Source organism: Brotocaccenecus cirricatena (genome assembly GCF_020687045.1).
Taxonomy (GTDB): domain Bacteria; phylum Bacillota; class Clostridia; order Oscillospirales; family Oscillospiraceae; genus Vescimonas; species Vescimonas cirricatena.
Genome location: NZ_JAJEPW010000063.1, coordinates 1 through 15,205, shown reverse-complemented (window position 1 = coordinate 15,205; position 15,205 = coordinate 1). Strand labels below are relative to the sequence as shown.

General features: G+C 61.3%; 19 protein-coding genes. 10 read left to right on the top strand and 9 right to left on the bottom strand.

Annotated features, from left to right (window positions below; translation table 11 throughout):
• Positions 1-37: 37 nt before the first annotated feature.
• Both LKD37_RS14520 and LKD37_RS14515 read right to left on the bottom strand, forming a co-directional pair.
• Positions 38-178: a hypothetical protein gene (locus LKD37_RS14520; RefSeq protein WP_302929849.1), complete on the bottom strand. Its 141-nt coding sequence runs from the start codon at positions 176-178 to the stop codon at positions 38-40.
• 60 nt (positions 179-238) lie between these two features.
• Positions 239-556, bottom strand: coding sequence for a hypothetical protein (locus LKD37_RS14515; RefSeq protein ID WP_302929848.1), 318 nt, complete (start codon positions 554-556; stop codon positions 239-241).
• Positions 557-832: 276 nt separating this feature from the next.
• Here LKD37_RS14515 and LKD37_RS14510 point away from each other — a divergent pair, with 276 nt between their 5' ends.
• The 6 genes from LKD37_RS14510 to LKD37_RS14485 all read left to right on the top strand — a co-directional run bounded on the left by LKD37_RS14510 (position 833) and on the right by LKD37_RS14485 (position 7,582).
• A complete protein-coding gene (locus LKD37_RS14510; RefSeq protein WP_302929851.1) occupies positions 833-2,311 on the top strand; it encodes a DUF1538 domain-containing protein in 1,479 nt (492 codons plus the stop codon).
• Positions 2,312-2,322: 11 nt separating this feature from the next.
• Entirely contained in the window at positions 2,323-3,024 is a 702-nt protein-coding gene (locus LKD37_RS14505; RefSeq protein ID WP_302929847.1) for a P-II family nitrogen regulator, read from the top strand.
• A 296-nt stretch (positions 3,025-3,320) separates the two neighbouring features.
• The gene (locus LKD37_RS14500; RefSeq protein WP_302929846.1) at positions 3,321-4,007 is read left to right on the top strand and encodes a response regulator transcription factor; all 687 of its coding nucleotides are present in this window, start codon (positions 3,321-3,323) and stop codon (positions 4,005-4,007) included.
• 5 nt (positions 4,008-4,012) lie between these two features.
• Positions 4,013-4,993 carry a sensor histidine kinase gene (locus tag LKD37_RS14495; RefSeq protein WP_302929845.1) on the top strand — a complete coding sequence of 327 codons (981 nt, stop codon included), beginning with the start codon at positions 4,013-4,015 and terminating at the stop codon, positions 4,991-4,993.
• Positions 4,994-5,321: 328 nt separating this feature from the next.
• Positions 5,322-5,861 (top strand): DUF8052 family protein, encoded by a 540-nt coding sequence (locus LKD37_RS14490; RefSeq protein ID WP_302929844.1) that lies wholly within the window; start codon positions 5,322-5,324, stop codon positions 5,859-5,861.
• Positions 5,858-7,582, top strand: a complete 1,725-nt coding sequence (locus LKD37_RS14485) for a carbon starvation CstA family protein (RefSeq protein WP_302929843.1) — start codon at positions 5,858-5,860, stop codon at positions 7,580-7,582. The genes LKD37_RS14490 and LKD37_RS14485 overlap by 4 nt, the downstream gene beginning before the upstream one ends.
• Positions 7,583-7,875: 293 nt before the next feature.
• Here the strand turns inward: LKD37_RS14485 and LKD37_RS14480 are convergent, their stop codons facing one another.
• The 4 genes from LKD37_RS14480 to LKD37_RS14465 form a co-directional block, all read right to left on the bottom strand.
• A complete protein-coding gene (locus LKD37_RS14480; protein ID WP_302929842.1) occupies positions 7,876-8,460 on the bottom strand; it encodes a hypothetical protein in 585 nt (194 codons plus the stop codon).
• The gene (locus tag LKD37_RS14475; protein ID WP_302929841.1) at positions 8,457-8,714 is read right to left on the bottom strand and encodes a TIGR03905 family TSCPD domain-containing protein; all 258 of its coding nucleotides are present in this window, start codon (positions 8,712-8,714) and stop codon (positions 8,457-8,459) included. The genes LKD37_RS14480 and LKD37_RS14475 overlap by 4 nt, the downstream gene beginning before the upstream one ends.
• A gap of 66 nt (positions 8,715-8,780) precedes the next feature.
• Positions 8,781-9,539, bottom strand: coding sequence for a sporulation transcription factor Spo0A (spo0A, locus tag LKD37_RS14470; RefSeq protein ID WP_302929840.1), 759 nt, complete (start codon positions 9,537-9,539; stop codon positions 8,781-8,783).
• Positions 9,540-9,758: 219 nt separating this feature from the next.
• On the bottom strand, positions 9,759-9,971 hold the full coding sequence (locus LKD37_RS14465; protein ID WP_302929839.1) for a hypothetical protein: 213 nt from the start codon (positions 9,969-9,971) through the stop codon (positions 9,759-9,761).
• A gap of 158 nt (positions 9,972-10,129) precedes the next feature.
• On the opposite strand from LKD37_RS14465, the gene ylxM reads away from it, so the two are divergent.
• Genes ylxM through LKD37_RS14445 form a run of 4 tightly spaced genes read left to right on the top strand, consistent with a single transcriptional unit; the run spans position 10,130 to position 12,430 of the window.
• Positions 10,130-10,495, top strand: coding sequence for a YlxM family DNA-binding protein (gene ylxM, locus LKD37_RS14460; protein WP_302929838.1), 366 nt, complete (start codon positions 10,130-10,132; stop codon positions 10,493-10,495).
• 5 nt (positions 10,496-10,500) lie between these two features.
• The gene (ffh, locus tag LKD37_RS14455; protein ID WP_302929837.1) at positions 10,501-11,892 is read left to right on the top strand and encodes a signal recognition particle protein; all 1,392 of its coding nucleotides are present in this window, start codon (positions 10,501-10,503) and stop codon (positions 11,890-11,892) included.
• Positions 11,893-11,947: 55 nt separating this feature from the next.
• A complete protein-coding gene (rpsP, locus tag LKD37_RS14450; protein WP_022177955.1) occupies positions 11,948-12,187 on the top strand; it encodes a 30S ribosomal protein S16 in 240 nt (79 codons plus the stop codon).
• Between the two features lie 12 nt (positions 12,188-12,199).
• The gene (locus LKD37_RS14445; protein WP_302929836.1) at positions 12,200-12,430 is read left to right on the top strand and encodes a KH domain-containing protein; all 231 of its coding nucleotides are present in this window, start codon (positions 12,200-12,202) and stop codon (positions 12,428-12,430) included.
• 61 nt (positions 12,431-12,491) lie between these two features.
• On the opposite strand, the gene LKD37_RS14440 is transcribed toward LKD37_RS14445, so the two are convergent.
• Genes LKD37_RS14440 through LKD37_RS14430 form a run of 3 tightly spaced genes read right to left on the bottom strand, consistent with a single transcriptional unit; the run spans position 12,492 to position 14,946 of the window.
• Positions 12,492-13,115, bottom strand: coding sequence for a YesL family protein (locus LKD37_RS14440; RefSeq protein WP_302929835.1), 624 nt, complete (start codon positions 13,113-13,115; stop codon positions 12,492-12,494).
• A gap of 3 nt (positions 13,116-13,118) precedes the next feature.
• Positions 13,119-14,198, bottom strand: a complete 1,080-nt coding sequence (gene buk, locus LKD37_RS14435; RefSeq protein WP_302929834.1) for a butyrate kinase — start codon at positions 14,196-14,198, stop codon at positions 13,119-13,121.
• Positions 14,199-14,202: 4 nt separating this feature from the next.
• Positions 14,203-14,946 (bottom strand): hypothetical protein, encoded by a 744-nt coding sequence (locus LKD37_RS14430; RefSeq protein WP_302929833.1) that lies wholly within the window; start codon positions 14,944-14,946, stop codon positions 14,203-14,205.
• Between the last annotated feature and the right edge of the window lie 259 nt (positions 14,947-15,205).

The following is a 15,205-nucleotide window of genomic DNA, read 5'->3' as shown; positions in this document are numbered from 1 at the left end:
TGTGACGTCTCATACAAAACCTGACGCACCTTCGGTGCTATAAAAAGCTTTTCAAGCTTTTTAACAGGTTTTGGTATAATTTGGTGATTGGTTGGTTTTCAGAATGGATGGAACGTCCGGCGGCCCGGGGCCACATTCGGTCATCCAGCAGGTTCAGCAGGCCCGGCATCAGGCGCATGGTTTTTCAGCTCCTTTCTTATTCTGCTATGCTTTCGCACAGCAAAAAAACAGCGGAAGGTCATTGACCCTCCGCTGCCGCAAACGCTTCATTCAGGCAGGTGATGAAAGAGAATGACCATTCTTGCCATAGCAAAGCATGCACATGCCGCACATGTGCATCATGGTCATCATCATGCTGTTGTTGCAGAGCAGCTTCGTCATGGCGCATTCCCTTTCTCGCCGCAGGTGCGGCGGTTTTCGTTGACGGGTGCATGTTAGCACCATCCGCGCCGTTTGTCAAGGCGTATTTTTCATATTTTTTCATCCTGATGCAAATATTTTCACACAGCCCGCCGGGAATAATCTTGCAAAAAAGACCGGTTTTTTCGATTTTCACCCGTCTGACAAGGGTTTTCTCTTGTCACAGGTTCACAAAATTTTTACAGATTCTTTCTTGCCGGAATGGGGGATTTATGGTATGATAAATACTAATGGTAGAGATTGCGTATCTGCCCGTCAGCCCGGACAGGTACGCTATCATTTTGATGAACGGAATGGATGAAGGAGGAATCGTTTGTTGTCTCGCAAGAAACCTGATCTGTTGACCCAGCAGGCCCGCCTGCGCCGGAAGCACCGGGAAAAGGGCCAGGTCCTGGCCATTTTCCGCAAGCCCATGTGGGAATCCCTGACCTCGGTGCTGCCCATCACGGCCATCGTCCTGCTGCTGTGCTTCACCGTGACCCCGGTGTCCAACAACGCCATGATGGCCTTCCTGGTGGGAAGCCTTCTGCTGATCGTGGGCATGGGGCTGTTTTCCCTGGGCTCCGAGATGTCCATGATCCCCCTGGGCGAGGCCGTGGGTAAGGAAATCACCCGCTCCAAGAAGGTGTGGATCATCGTGGCCATCAGCTTCCTGATCGGCGTGATCATCACCGTGGCGGAGCCGGACCTGCAGGTTCTGGCCAGCCAGGTCCCCGCCATTGAAAACAATGTCATCATCTGGTCCGTGGCCCTGGGCGTGGGCGTGTTCCTGGTCATCGCTCTGCTGCGTATCCTGCTGGGCATTCCCCTGTCCTATCTGCTCATCGGGTTTTATGCAGTGGTGTTCACCCTGGCCATGTTCGTGTCCCCGGACTTCTGGTCCATCGCCTTCGACTCCGGCGGCGTCACCACCGGCCCCATGACCGTGCCCTTTATCATGGCCCTGGGCGTGGGCGTCAGCGCCGTCCGCAACGACAAGCACGCCGGAGGCGACAGCTTCGGTCTGGTGGCCCTGTGCTCCATCGGCCCCATCCTGACGGTGCTGCTGCTGGGCCTTTTATACAAGCCCGACGGCAGCAGCTACACCCCGGTGACCGTGCCCGACGCCCAGGACACCGTGGAGATGTTCCGCTCCTATACCCACGCTCTGCCGGAGTATTTTAAGGAAATTCTGGTGTCCCTGGCCCCCATTGCCGGGTTCTTCCTGATCTTCCAGCTGCTGACCCGCCGCCTGAACCGCCGCCAGGTCATGAGCATGATCGTGGGCTTCCTGTATACTTATCTGGGCCTGGTGCTGTTCCTGACCGGCGTCAACGTGGGCTTCATGCCCGTGGGCAACTTCCTGGGCCAGAGCATCGCCTCCCTGGAGTGCAGCTGGGTGCTGATCCCCATCGCCATGGTCATCGGCTACTTCATCGTGGCGGCGGAGCCTGCCGTCCACATCCTCAACCGCCAGGTGGAGGAGATCACCGCCGGCTCCATCCCCGCCAGCGCCATGAATCTGGCCCTGTCGCTGGGCGTGTCCGTGTCCCTGGCCCTGGCCATGATCCGGGTGCTGACGGGCATCTCCATCATGTGGTTCCTGCTGCCGGGCTATGCCCTGAGCCTGATTCTGTCCTTTGTGGTGCCGAAGATCTTCACCTCCATCGCCTTCGACTCCGGCGGCGTGGCCTCCGGTCCCATGACCGCCACCTTCCTGCTGCCCTTCGCCATGGGTGCCTGCGACGCCCTGGGCGGCAACGTGGTCACCGATGCCTTTGGCGTGGTGGCCATGGTGGCCATGACCCCCCTGGTAACCATCCAGCTGCTGGGCGTCAGCTATAAGCGCCGCATCAAGCGCACCGCCCCCGTGGCCGTGGCCGAAGTGGAAGAGATCATCGAGCTGGCATAGGAGGAAACCCAATGAAACGACTGTATCTTATGATCACCATCACCAACCGGGTGGTTGGCTCCGGCCGGTTTGTGGATTTTTACCGGGCCTTCGGCGCGCCGGTGGTGTTCACGGCCCTGGGCCGGGGCACCGCCAGCGACGATGTGCTGAGCTATCTGGGCCTGGAGGCCACGGAAAAGGCCGTGCTGTTCTCCGTGGTGACGCCCGCCTGCAAGGAGACCCTGGTGAAGGAGCTGGTGTCCACCATGCACCTGACCGCCCCCGGCAGCGGCATCGCCGTCTGCCTGCCCCTGAGCAGCATCGGCGGCAAGTCCGCCATGAACTACCTGACCTCCGGCGACCCCTCCAAGGCCCCGGAAATCGACATTGAGGAGGACCATACCATGAAGGAAGCAGCCTATCAGCTGATCGTTGCCATCGCCAACCAGGGCTACACCGATAAAGTCATGGAGGCGGCCCGGTCCGCCGGAGCCCGTGGCGGCACCATTGTCCACACCCGCTCCACCGGAGCCGAGGACGCCGGGAAGTTCTTCGGCATGTCCATTGCCGAGGAGCGGGAGATGATCTTCATCGTGGCCCCCACCGGCGAGAAAAACGCCATCATGCAGGCCATCATGGCCCAGGCCGGCCCCAGCACCAAGGCCCAGGCCATCACCCTGAGCCTGGCCCTGGAGGACGTGGTGGGCCTGTTCACCACCAACCCGGACCAATAAGCCTTTCGGGGCAGTTCGGCTTATCCAAAAGCCTCGCAGAGTTTGCCGCCCGCAGGCGGCAAAGCAAATTGGATCCGTTTTTTGCGGCGGCGTGTACGTCGCAAAAAACACTTTGCGCGGAGAGAGTGTATCCCGCCGGGACGGCGGGATGCGCGGTTCGGAGCGAAACCTATATTCACAAAAAGGCGCAGCCTTTTTGTGAAGAAATGCCCGCCCCCGGTTTCCCGGGGGCGGTTTTTCTTGTCAAACGCCCCCCGGTCTGCTACAATGGGGAAAAACACACAGGAGGTGAGACCATGGAGGAGCATGCGGTCTATCGGGTGCTGATGGTGGAGGATGACCGGGGCATCGCCCAGGCAGTGCAGACCCAGGGAGAGCTGTGGAATTTACAGGTGCGGCAGGTCCGGGATCTGCGGCACGTGATGGAGGAGTTCGCCGCCTTTGACCCCCATCTGGTACTGCTGGACATCGGCCTGCCCTGCTTCGACGGCTACCACTGGTGCACGGAGATCCGCCGGGTCTCCCGGGTTCCGGTGATTTTTATCTCATCGGCGGCGGACAATATGAACATCATCATGGCCATGAACCTGGGTGCTGACGACTTCATCGCCAAGCCCTTTGACCAGAGCGTGCTGATGGCCAAAATTCAGGCCCTGCTGCGCCGGACCTACGACTTCGGGGCCTCGGCTCCGGTGCTGGAGCACCGGGGTGCCCTGCTGAACACCGGGGACAACACCCTGACCTATCAGGGCCAGCGGGTGTCCCTGACGAAAAACGAATACCGTATCCTGCTGTGCCTGATGCAGAGCAAGGGCCGGGTGGTGAGCCGGGAGAAGCTCATGGAGCGCCTGTGGGAAACCGACAGCTTCGTGGACGAGAACACCCTCACCGTGAACATCGGCCGTCTGCGGAAAAAGCTGGACGCCGCCGGTCTGCCGGGGTTCATCACCACCCGGGTGGGCCTGGGCTATATGGTGGGGTGAGGGCCATGCTGACCGGATATCTGCGGCAGCGGCGCAGGACGCTGCTGGCGTTTTTCCTGTTCGGCGGCATCTTCGCCGCCGCCTTCGCCCTGTACCAGCTGCCGCTGCGGGCGGTGGCCTATCCCTTTGTGCTGTGCGCCGCAGCCGGGGCGGTGCTGCTGGCCCTGGACTATCGCCGGGTCCTGCGGCAGCACCGGCGGCTGGAGCTGCTGCGGCAGCTGCCGGAGGAGCTGGCCGACGCCCTGCCCCCGGCGGACACGGTGAAGGAGGCCGACTACCGCAGCCTTGTGACCCTGCTGGCGGAAAGCCGCCGGGCCATCCGCACCCAGGAGGAGCAGCGCTACAGCGACATGGTGGACTACTACACCATGTGGGCCCACCAGATCAAAACTCCCATTGCCTCCATGCGCCTGACCCTGCAGAACGAGGACTCCGACCTGGCCCGCTCCCTGTCCGGGGATCTGATGCGGGTGGAGCAGTATGTGGAGATGGTGCTGGTGTTCCTGCGGCTGGACAGCAGCACCACCGACTATGTGATCCGCTCCCACAGCCTGGACGATATCGTGCGCCCGGCGGTGCGGAAGTTCGCCGGGGAGTTCATCCGCCGCCGTCTGCGGCTGGACTATCAGCCCCTGGACCGCACCGTGGTCACCGACGCCAAGTGGCTGGGCTTCGTGGTGGAGCAGGTGCTGTCCAACGCCCTGAAATACACCGCAAGCGGCTCCGTGACCATCGCCATGGACGGCGATGACCTGTGCATCCGGGACACCGGCATGGGCATCGCACCGGAGGACCTGCCCCGGATCTTCGACCGGGGGTTCACGGGCCTCAACGGCCGCCGGGACACCCGGGCCAGCGGCATCGGGCTGTACCTGTGCCGCCGGATCTGCCGCAGCCTGGGCCACACCATCCGGGCCTCCTCCGTGCCCAACCAGGGAACGGAAATCCGCATCGGTCTGGGCCAGAAGAAAACGTTGCCGGAGTGAAAATCGCCCCAAATCGCAAACAAAACACGACACCCCGTCAGGGGTGTCGTGTTTTTTTATCTTAACACTTTTCCGTATGTAAAACAAGTGTTAATTTACATAAAATTAACACTTAAAAATTGTCGAATATTGCCCCTTGCAAGATCAAAACCAGAGGTATATAGTATGAAATGTGATTTTTCGGTAAACAACTTTACAAAACCCATGCGAACTCCGGAAAAAGTCAACTTTTTTCGGGTCTAGTTTTTTTGGGCAAAAATTGCAAAAGCGCCATAAGCTGATGTTAAGGAAGCGTTAACGGCGATTTTGCCGGAAGGGAGGCGGAACCATGACAAGAGAGGACGCAGTGGAGCGGCTGTGCGACGTATACGGCGGCAGCTTCGACATCACCCGCTGTGAGGAGACGGAGCTTCCCCTGGCGGCGAAGATGGACTTTTATGTCCACAACTCCAAGTATGTGCTGTCAAAAAAAGCCAAGCTGTGGGAGGCCAACAGCTTTGAATATGTGTATCTGTTCACCGTTCCGCACCTGACCCGGGAGATCTACGAGCAGTGCGAGCGCCTGGCCTACGAGCAGGGCAGGGCCCGCATCCGGCCCGGCCCCAACCATATGTACACCTATATCTCCGCCATCTTCCTGTGCGACTCCTGCGACCCGGAGGCACGGAAGGCCCTGAAGCGGTGCCGCCGGTACGAGAGCTTCCGGCTGTCCTATTGGGGATGGATGGATTTTCATACCGCTCTGGTGGTGCTCCCGGAGGAATCCGTGGCCACCAACGCCAGCGGACACAGTGCAGCGCAGGTGCTCGAACGGGCCCTGTTTCATAAGCAAAAGAGAAAATTGTTTCGAAAGGAGAGAAGTTTATGAATGCTGCTTTGTTCCTGATCATTGGCGTTGCCGTGCTGATCGTAGGATATATTTTCTACGGCGGCTGGCTGGCCAAGAAGTGGGGCGTGGATAACTCCCGCGTCACCCCTGCCCACGAGCTGGAAGACGGCAAGGACTATTGTCCCGCCAAGGCTCCCGTTCTGATGGGCCATCACTTTTCCTCTATCGCCGGCGCAGGCCCCATCAACGGCCCCATCCAGGCCGCTGTGTTCGGCTGGGTCCCCGTTATGCTGTGGGTCCTGATCGGCGGCATCTTCTTCGGCGGCGTCCACGATTTCGGCGCCCTGTTCGCCTCCATTCGCCATAAGGGCGAGTCCATCGGCGAGGTCATCGGCGACGCCATCGGCGCCCGGGCCAAGAAGCTGTTCATCATCTTCGCGTACCTGACCCTGATCCTGGTGGTGGCTGCATTTGCCTCCATCGTGGCCAACACCTTCAAGGCCACCTATGTGGACGGCGTGCTGGATAAGGCCGCTTCCGCCGCCAACGCCTCCACCGCCATCATCTCCATCATGTTCATCCTGATGGCCATCGTCTTCGGCTTCTTTGTCTATCGCCGGAATGCTCCTCTGGGCATCTCCACCGTCATCGGCGTCATCGGCATCGCCGTGTGTATGTACATCGGCCTCCAGTGGCACCCCATCTATCTCAGCGGCAACACTTGGATGATCATCGTTGGCCTGTATATCGCCATCGCATCCGTCACCCCCGTGTGGATCCTGCTGCAGCCCCGTGACTATCTGAGCTCCTTCCTGCTGTATGCCATGATGATCCTGGCGGTCGTGGGCATCATCGGCTGCCACCCCACCGTGGACATGCCCGCCTTCACCGGCTTCAAGGATACGCTGGCTCCCTCCGGCACCTCCCTGGGCTACATGTTCCCCGCTCTGTTCGTGACCATCGCCTGCGGCGCCGTGTCCGGCTTCCACTCCCTGGTGGGCTCCGGCACCACCGCTAAGCAGCTGGATCAGGAAAAGGACGCCAAGCCCATCGCTTACGGCGGTATGCTGATCGAGTGCGCTCTGGCCCTGATCTCCGTCTGCGCCGTTGGTTACATCTGGGCGCAGTATGCCGACGGCACCACCGTGACCCCCACCGTGGTGTTCGCCACTGGCCTTGCCTCCATGTTCTCCAAGGTGTTCGGCGCCGGCTGCTACAACGTGGTGTATTCCATGCTGATCCTGGCCGTGTCCGCTTTCTGCCTGACCTCCGTGGATACCGCCACCCGTCTGGCCCGCTATATGTTCCAGGAGTTCTTCACCGCCCCCGGTGAGAGCCGCGAGAACATGCCCGGCTGGAAGAAGGTCGTGACCAACCCCTATGTGGCCACTGCCATCACCGTGGTGGCCGGCGTGGCCCTGGGCATGACCGGTTATGCCAAGATCTGGGCTCTGTTCGGCGCTGCCAACCAGCTGCTGGCCGCCCTGGGTCTGCTGGCTGTGTGCTGCTGGCTGGGCAAGATCGGCCGCAACAACAAGATGTTCTACTTCCCCATGTTCTTCATGCTGATTGTGACCCTGACCTCCCTGGCGTTCACCATCAAGGCCCAGTTTGCCGGTATCGCTGCCGGCGGCGAGGGTGTTGCCTGGTTCTACATCCGCGCGATCATCGCCATCCTGCTGGTGGTTCTGGCCATCGTGCTGGTGGTGGAGGGCATCCAGGCCCTGTCCCGCAACAAGAAGGCTGCCGCCGCCAAGTAACGGCCGCGTGACACCTTCCGTTGCATAAAGCAATATAACAAATCCCGCCCCCGGCAATCGCCGGGGGCGGGATGCTTTTGCGTTCCGCCGATCTCCTTGCCGTGTCATTGCCAGGAGCGAAGCGACGCAGCAATCCGTTCCTCGCGCAGCGGCCCGCTGAGGGCAGCGGGCCCTACGGACGGCTTCCGGGAATCCTCCCATTTCCGGCAATCTCCCGGTACACCTGGCGCCCCACGCCCCCCTGAACGCCGAAACAGCCGTCTGACCGACGGCTGCTTCAACACGATTCACTTTCATATCCGCTTCCGATACACCAAGCTGTCCTCTTTTCCGAAGGCCCGGGCGGCATGCGCCACGGTGATGGCCGCCTCCCGGGAATAGGGGAAGAACAGCAGCACCGGGGTCTTGAAGGTCAGCACGATGACCTTGGGGGTCATCACGCACACGTCCCAGTCCGCCCAGTCGAAATGGGTGGGCTTGCCCTTTTCGTTCTCCTCCCGGATGCCGCCGGCGTCGAAGTTTACGGTGCCGTCGGGGCCGTTCTGCTGCCGGAACTGCTGCCAGCTGCGGCGATAGATCCGCCGCAGCATACCCCGCAGCACCAGCTCCATCACGCCGCAGCCCGCGCACACCCCGGCCATGGCCCAGGACATGCCGCCCAGCTCCAGCAGGGCTGTCATGGCCCCCAGCACCGCCGCCAGGATCAGAAAGGCGATCCCCCGCCGCAGCAGTCCCCGGGCATACCAGGTGAAGCTGCGGCACCGGGCGTCATGCTTTTTCAGCCGGCGCCGCCGGGCCGCGATGCCCTGGGCCAGGTCAAATAGCCGCTCCGTGTCCGTCAGGCGATAGTGCAGCTGGAAGAAGGTCTCCCCTGTCATGCCCGCTCAGCCGCCAGGGCCTCCTCCAGGGCGTGGGCCATCTGGTCGGGGCAGGAGGTGGGCTTGGGGCCGCAGTGGATGCCCTTCATCCGCTCAATGGCGTCCTGGGCGTTCATGCCCACCACCAGGCGGCTGATGCCCTGCAAATTGCCGTTGCAGCCGCCCTCCACGCTGACGCTTTTGATCACGCCGTTCTCCAGCTCCACGGTCATCTTCCGGGAACAGACGCCCCGGGGGGTATAAGTATAGGTCATATCGCTCAAACTCCTTTTGTGTAATCAGGAGTCCATTATACCCCAGACCGGCGGATTTGGCAAGACCTACGCCCGCTGCTGCTTCCGCTGCAATTGCAATCGGTCGGCGATCATGGCGATAAACTCGGAGTTGGTGGGCTTGCCCTTGGCGGAATTCACCGTATACCCGAAGTATTTTTGCAGCGTCTCGATGTCCCCCCGGTCCCAGGCCACCTCGATGGCGTGGCGGATGGCCCGCTCCACCCGGGACGGCGTGGTGCAGAAGCGCTTGGCTACCTCGGGATACAGTACCTTTGTCACGGCGTTGATCACATCCATGTCATTCACCGCGATCATGATGGCCTCCCGTAGGTACTGGTATCCCTTGATGTGTGCCGGGACGCCGATCTCGTGAATGATGGCGGTCACCATCCCCTCCAGAGCTGGGGCAAAGGGAGCCTCCTCCTGCTCCGGTGCGGCGGCCTGCCGCATCAGCTCCAACAGGGACTCCTCGTTCACCGGCTTGGGCAGGAAGAAATACACACCCATTTCCATGGCCTGGGCCACGGTCCGGCGGCTGCAGAAGGAGGACACCACGATGGTCCGGGGCGCGCCCTGGCCCAGCTGGTTCAGCTGCCGCAGCAGCCCGAACCCGTCCAGGCCCGGCAGCACCACGTCCGTCACCAGCAGCTGCGGCCGCAGCCGCCGCACCAGGTCCAGGGCCTGGTCCCCATTTTCCGTGCTGCCTGCCACATGGAACTCGCCGGTGCCCTCCATCCGTTGTCGCAGCATGGTCCGAAACTCCTCATTGGCGTCTGCCAATACCACTGTTACCTTGTTTTCCATTTTGTTCCAACCCTTTTCCACACAATTTACACAGCCAAGGCTGTCGGTTTCACGGCAAACCAACATTTGTCGCTTGACCTGCATATAATTTACCAGGATTGGACAGGTTTTTCAAGGGGTAATTGTCGAATACTCATAATTTCTTTTCGACAAAACCATGTTAATTTGTTGTAAGTGACATATATTGTGGTTCTTAACAGGTCTTTAGCCAGCATCTTGTTATCCACCGCGAACGAAATTTGCCCGATAGGACTCGTTGATTTCCCGCAGCTCCCGCTTTCCCTCGATATACGGGCGGTACATCTCCTCCACCCGGCCGCCGCCGAGATTTCCGCACCCGCTGCACCCATCGCAGCCGCCGTCGCACAGAGCCCGCCGGACGATCTCCTCCCGCTGGGCCCGGGTGGTGTCCTTGATGAGCACCGATTTCATATGCCGCACCTCCCTTCCTGGTCAGTATACCCCCGCCCCGGCGCTATATGTCCAAATTTTTTGTTCCGGACGCCAAATTTCGCCTTGACATTTTGGCTAAAATCCTGTATGATACTCCATGTTGTAAAGCATCATAACTTTACATAGGAGGGACCATCGTGAAGAACCAGACCTATCGCATGACGATGCTGTTCGATTTTTACGGCGAGGTCCTGACCCCGCGGCAGAAGGAATTCTTCGACCTGTACTATAACGAGGACCTGTCCCTGGCCGAGATCGCGGAGAATTACGGCATCTCCCGCCAGGGCGTCCGGGACGTGATCGTCCGGGCCGAGGCCATCATGACCGACCTGGAGGACAAAACCGGCCTCATGAAGCGTTTTATGCTGATGCAGCAGCAGGTGCAGGCCATTCTCGACGCCGCCGAGAAGATCCAGACCGTCAACTACCGGCAGTATGACAACCCGGAGCTGGCCCGTCTGGCCAACGAGATCACGCGCAGCGCCCAGGCGCTGAAGGAGTAACACCTATGGCATTTGAAGGACTTTCCGAAAAATTAAACGCCACATTCAAACGCCTGCGGGGCAAGGGCCGCCTGACGGAGGCCGACGTCCGGGAGGGCATGCGGGAGGTCCGCCTGGCTCTGCTGGAGGCCGACGTCAGCTATAAGGTGGTCAAGGACTTCGTGGCCCAGGTCACCGAGCGCTGCATCGGCGCCGACGTTCTGGACAGTCTCACCCCTGCCCAGCAGATCGTCAAGATCGTCAACGAGGAGCTGGTGCAGCTGATGGGCGGCACCAACGCCAAGCTGACCTTCGCCTCCAAGGGCCCCACCGTTGTGATGATGGTGGGCCTTCAGGGCGCCGGTAAAACCACCAACGGCGCCAAGCTGGCGGGCCTGATGCGCCGCCAGTTCGGCAAGCGCCCCCTGCTGGTGGCCTGCGACGTATACCGTCCCGCCGCCATCACCCAGCTGCAGGTGGTGGGCAAGCAGCTGGACATCCCCGTTTTCGAGATGGGACAGGCCAATCCCGTGCGCATCGCCGAGGAGGCCATCAAATACGCCCGGGACCACGGCCACGACATGGTGTTTCTGGACACCGCCGGTCGTCTGCACGTGGACGAGGCCCTGATGAACGAGCTGAAGAACATCAAGGCCAAGGTCCATCCCAACGAAATTCTCCTGGTGGTGGACGCCATGACCGGCCAGGATGCCGTCAACGCCGCCACCGCCTTTGACCAGGCCCTGGGCATCGACGGCGTCATGCTCACCAAGCTGGACGGCGACGCCCGAGGCGGCGCGGCCCTGTCCATCCGGGCCGCCACCGGCAAGCCCATCAAGTTCGTGGGCACCGGCGAAAAGCTGGACATGATCGAGCTGTTCCACCCGGACCGCATGGCCTCCCGTATTCTGGGCATGGGCGACATGCTCACCTTCATCGAAAAGGCCGAGCAGCAGTATGACGAGGAGCAGGCCCGGAAGCTGGAGGAAAAGCTCAAGAAAAACCGCCTGACCCTGACGGACTACATGGAGCAGATGGACCAGCTGCAAAAAATGGGCAACCTGGGCCAGCTGGCCGGGATGCTGCCCGGCGACATGGGCAAGCAGCTGGACGCCGCCAATCTGGACGAAAAGCAGCTGGGCCGCACCCGGGCCATCATCCAGTCCATGACCCCTCTGGAGCGGGAAAATCCCTCCATCCTCAACGCCAGCCGCAAAAAGCGCATTGCCGCCGGCTGCGGCTTGCAGGTGTCGGATGTGAACCGGCTGCTGAAGTCCTTCGAGATGCTCCAGCAGCTCACCAAGTCCATTTCCAAGGGCCGCTTCGGCGGCTTCGGGGGACCCGGCGGCATGCCTACCCTGGGCAAGGCCAAAAAGGGCAAGCTCCAGGGCTTCGGTCGGAAAAAACGTTTGAAATAAGTGCACAGGCATTTATATAATCTGAAATTACATTACAATTTGGAGGAAAAAAATCATGGTTAAGATTCGTCTGAGAAGAATGGGCGCCAAGAAGGCTCCTTACTATCGCGTGGTCGTGGCGGATTCCCGCTATCCCCGCGATGGCCGCTTCATCGAGGAGATCGGCACTTATAACCCCTGCGTCTCCCCTGCCGAGATCAAGATCGACGCTGACCGCGCCCGTGAGTGGATCAAGACCGGCGCTCAGCCCACCGACACCGTTCGCGCCCTGCTGAAGAAGGTCGACGTTCTGTAAGGCAGGGGCACCATGAAGGAACTGCTGCTCTACATCGCCAGGAGCCTTGTGGACCACCCGGACCAGGTCACGGTGACGGAGGTGGAAAACGGCGACGAGCTGACGCTGGAGCTGCGCGTGGCCCCCGAGGATATGGGTAAGGTCATCGGCCGCCAGGGCCGCATCGCCAAGGAGATCCGCACGGTCGTGCGCTCCTATGCCCAGCGCACAGGCGTCAAGGCATCCGTGGATATTGTGGACTGATCGTCCGATATCCCTGCAATGGCTGAAAAAAGAGACAGACACTTTCGTGTCTGTCTCTTTTTTACGCATTTTCCTCCAGGTTGCGGAATACCGGCCGCAGCAGCAGGGCCGTCACATAGCTGAGGCTGCTGTATCCGATCAGCACCCACACGATGCTCAGGTAGAACCCCACCTCCGGGATGAACACGCTTACGCCCACCGGGACCGCCCAAACGGCCCAGATCAGCAGCATCCGGGGCAGGTGCCCCACCGCCACCAGCATGGCGTTTTTCAGGTGGTTGCGCCAGGTGTTTTCATACCGGGCCATCAGCGGGAAGGCGAAGGTCATCACCATGGCCGCCAGCTGCAAGGCGAACACCGCCAGCAGCTCCCACAAAAACGAGTCGTTCAGCCGGGCCATATACAGGTCGAAGCCGCACAGGGCCGCCACCGCCAGCAAAATCAGCCACACCGGCGTGGCTTTTTTCCAGTTTTCGCCCCAGGCCCGGAAGAATTGCCGGGCAACGTGGCCGTCCTCCCCGGCGATGAGCTTTCCCAGCACCTGGTACAGGGCGGCGCAGGAGGCCCCCATGGTCACCACCGGCAGCGAGCACACCAGCCACAGCACATTCAGAACGATCAGGCTCCAAACCCGCTCCATGCCCCGGGCAAAGGCCCCGTTGGGGTCAAAAAACGACTTCAGCAACGCTTATTCCCCCTTCAGCAGGTCCCGGAACCGGTGGGGCGTCTCCTGTCCCGCCAGCACCCGGGAGGCTCCGGCGGCCAGGGCCTCCATCTCGAACTCACCGGCCATAACCTCCACCGGCGCGATAAATCCTACCTTTTGGGTCAGGTAATCCGTCACGTACCGGGAGTGGGCAATGCCGCCGGTGAGGATGATGCGGTCAATGCGGCCGTCTGCGGCGGCGGCCAGGACCCCGATGGACTTGGCCGCGGTATACAGCATGGCGTCGTACACCATCCGGGCCTTCTCGTCCCCGGCGGCGATACGGCGCTCCACCTCCATGGCGTCGCTGGTGCCCAGGTGGGCCAGCAGGCCGCTTTTGCCCCGCACCAGCTTCATCATCTGCCCCCGGTCATACTTGCCGGAGTAGCAAAGCTTCACCAGCTGTTCGGCGGCAATGCCGCCGCTTCGCTCCGGGGCAAACAGCAGCTCGTCGTCCCGGACGTTGTCCACCATTTTCCCGCCGATGAACAGCCGCACCGACGCACCGCCGCCCAGGTGCAGCACGATCAGGCGGCACTGGTCAAAGGGCTTGTGCAGCACCGTCTCCGCGCAGCGGATGGCCATGGCCCGGGTGTTCAGGGCGTGGCCCATCATCCGCCGGGGCAGCTCGGGAATGCCGGTGATCCGGGCCATAGGCGGCATCTCGTCCACCGCCACGGGGTCGTATACATAGGCCGGGATGTGCAGCGGCTCCGCCAGGTCCCGGGCCATGACGCAGCCCAGGTTGGAGGCGTGTGCCCCCTGGGTGATGGCGGAGAGATAGCCGATCATGTCCTGGTCCACGGCGAAGGCCCCGCTGGGGCAGGCCGGCAGCATGCCGCCCCGGGCGCACACCGCGTCCAGCCGGGTCAGGTCGAACCCGGCCAGGGCCTGCTCCACGCACCGAAGGCGGAAGGGGGCCTGGTCCATGATGGCTCCAAAGGGGGCCAGCTCCTCCCCGCTGTGGCGGATGGTTTTCTGCAAAAGGGCCTTCTCCCCCTGAAACACGGCGATTTTGGTGGAGGTGGAACCGGGGTTGATCACAAGAATGCAATATTCCATACCCTTATGCCTCCTTCCGGTCCGGAAAGATCACCCCATTGCACCGCAGCAGCATCCGGAAGGGGTAGTCCCGGTCCAGATAGTTCCGGCAGTACCATTCGTAGGTGGCCTGGGGCAGGTGCACCAGCTCCGGCGCTTCGCAGCGGAAGGTCTCAAAGGTATGTTGGTCTCCGGACAGCAGCGCCGCCAGCAGCTCCAGCCGTCCCTCCTGCCGCAGGCGCTCCAGGCAGGCGTCCATCACCGCGGCGCAGACCCGCTCCTCGTTGTCGGCCCAAAGCTCCTTGTTGCCCAGCCAGAACAGAAATTCCTCCGGGTCCAGGTCCATTTTCGTGGTGATCTGGGACAGCTTGTAAAACCCCGCCCAGTCCCGGTCCCGCAGCACCTGGGTCAGATACTGCACCAGGCCGTCGTCCAGGGCCACGCAGTCCAGCAGCACCTGGAAGGCGTGCTTTCCGGCGTCCGGGTCCGGCTCCTGCGGCTGTTCCGGTTCCTCCGGGGCTGCATCCCCTTCCCCTGCCAGCTGGGTCAGGGACTCCGGGTCGAAGCTGTCGAACACCTCCTGGGGAATCTCCGTGCCGTCCTGGGCGGCGCACATCCGCACCAGGGTGGGGATGTCGCCGGCCTTCTGCATCAGCTCCAGGCTGCGGCGCATGGGGTCCGTCTCCGTCAGGGTCACCCCCTCCGGAGCGGCGCGTTTTCCGTCCATGATCTCGCCGATATATTGCATGCAATAATCCATCAAGGTCATAAAAAAGCTCCTCACTTTGCAGATATCTACCCCAGACTATACCATATCCGGGACGCTTTTGCAAGGCACAGGATCGCCCCGGCTTGTCCCGGCCCTGTCCCGGGATAAATCACCCCTGTCCCGGGACAGAAACTGTCCAAAAAGGGCGCTGCCCTTTTTGGACAAAAGGCTTGCAGTCTGCTGCGCGCATAATTTGTTCGCTGAAAGCGAACAAATTCCACACTTGCAGACTGAGAAGTATTTTTTGCCAGGTACACGC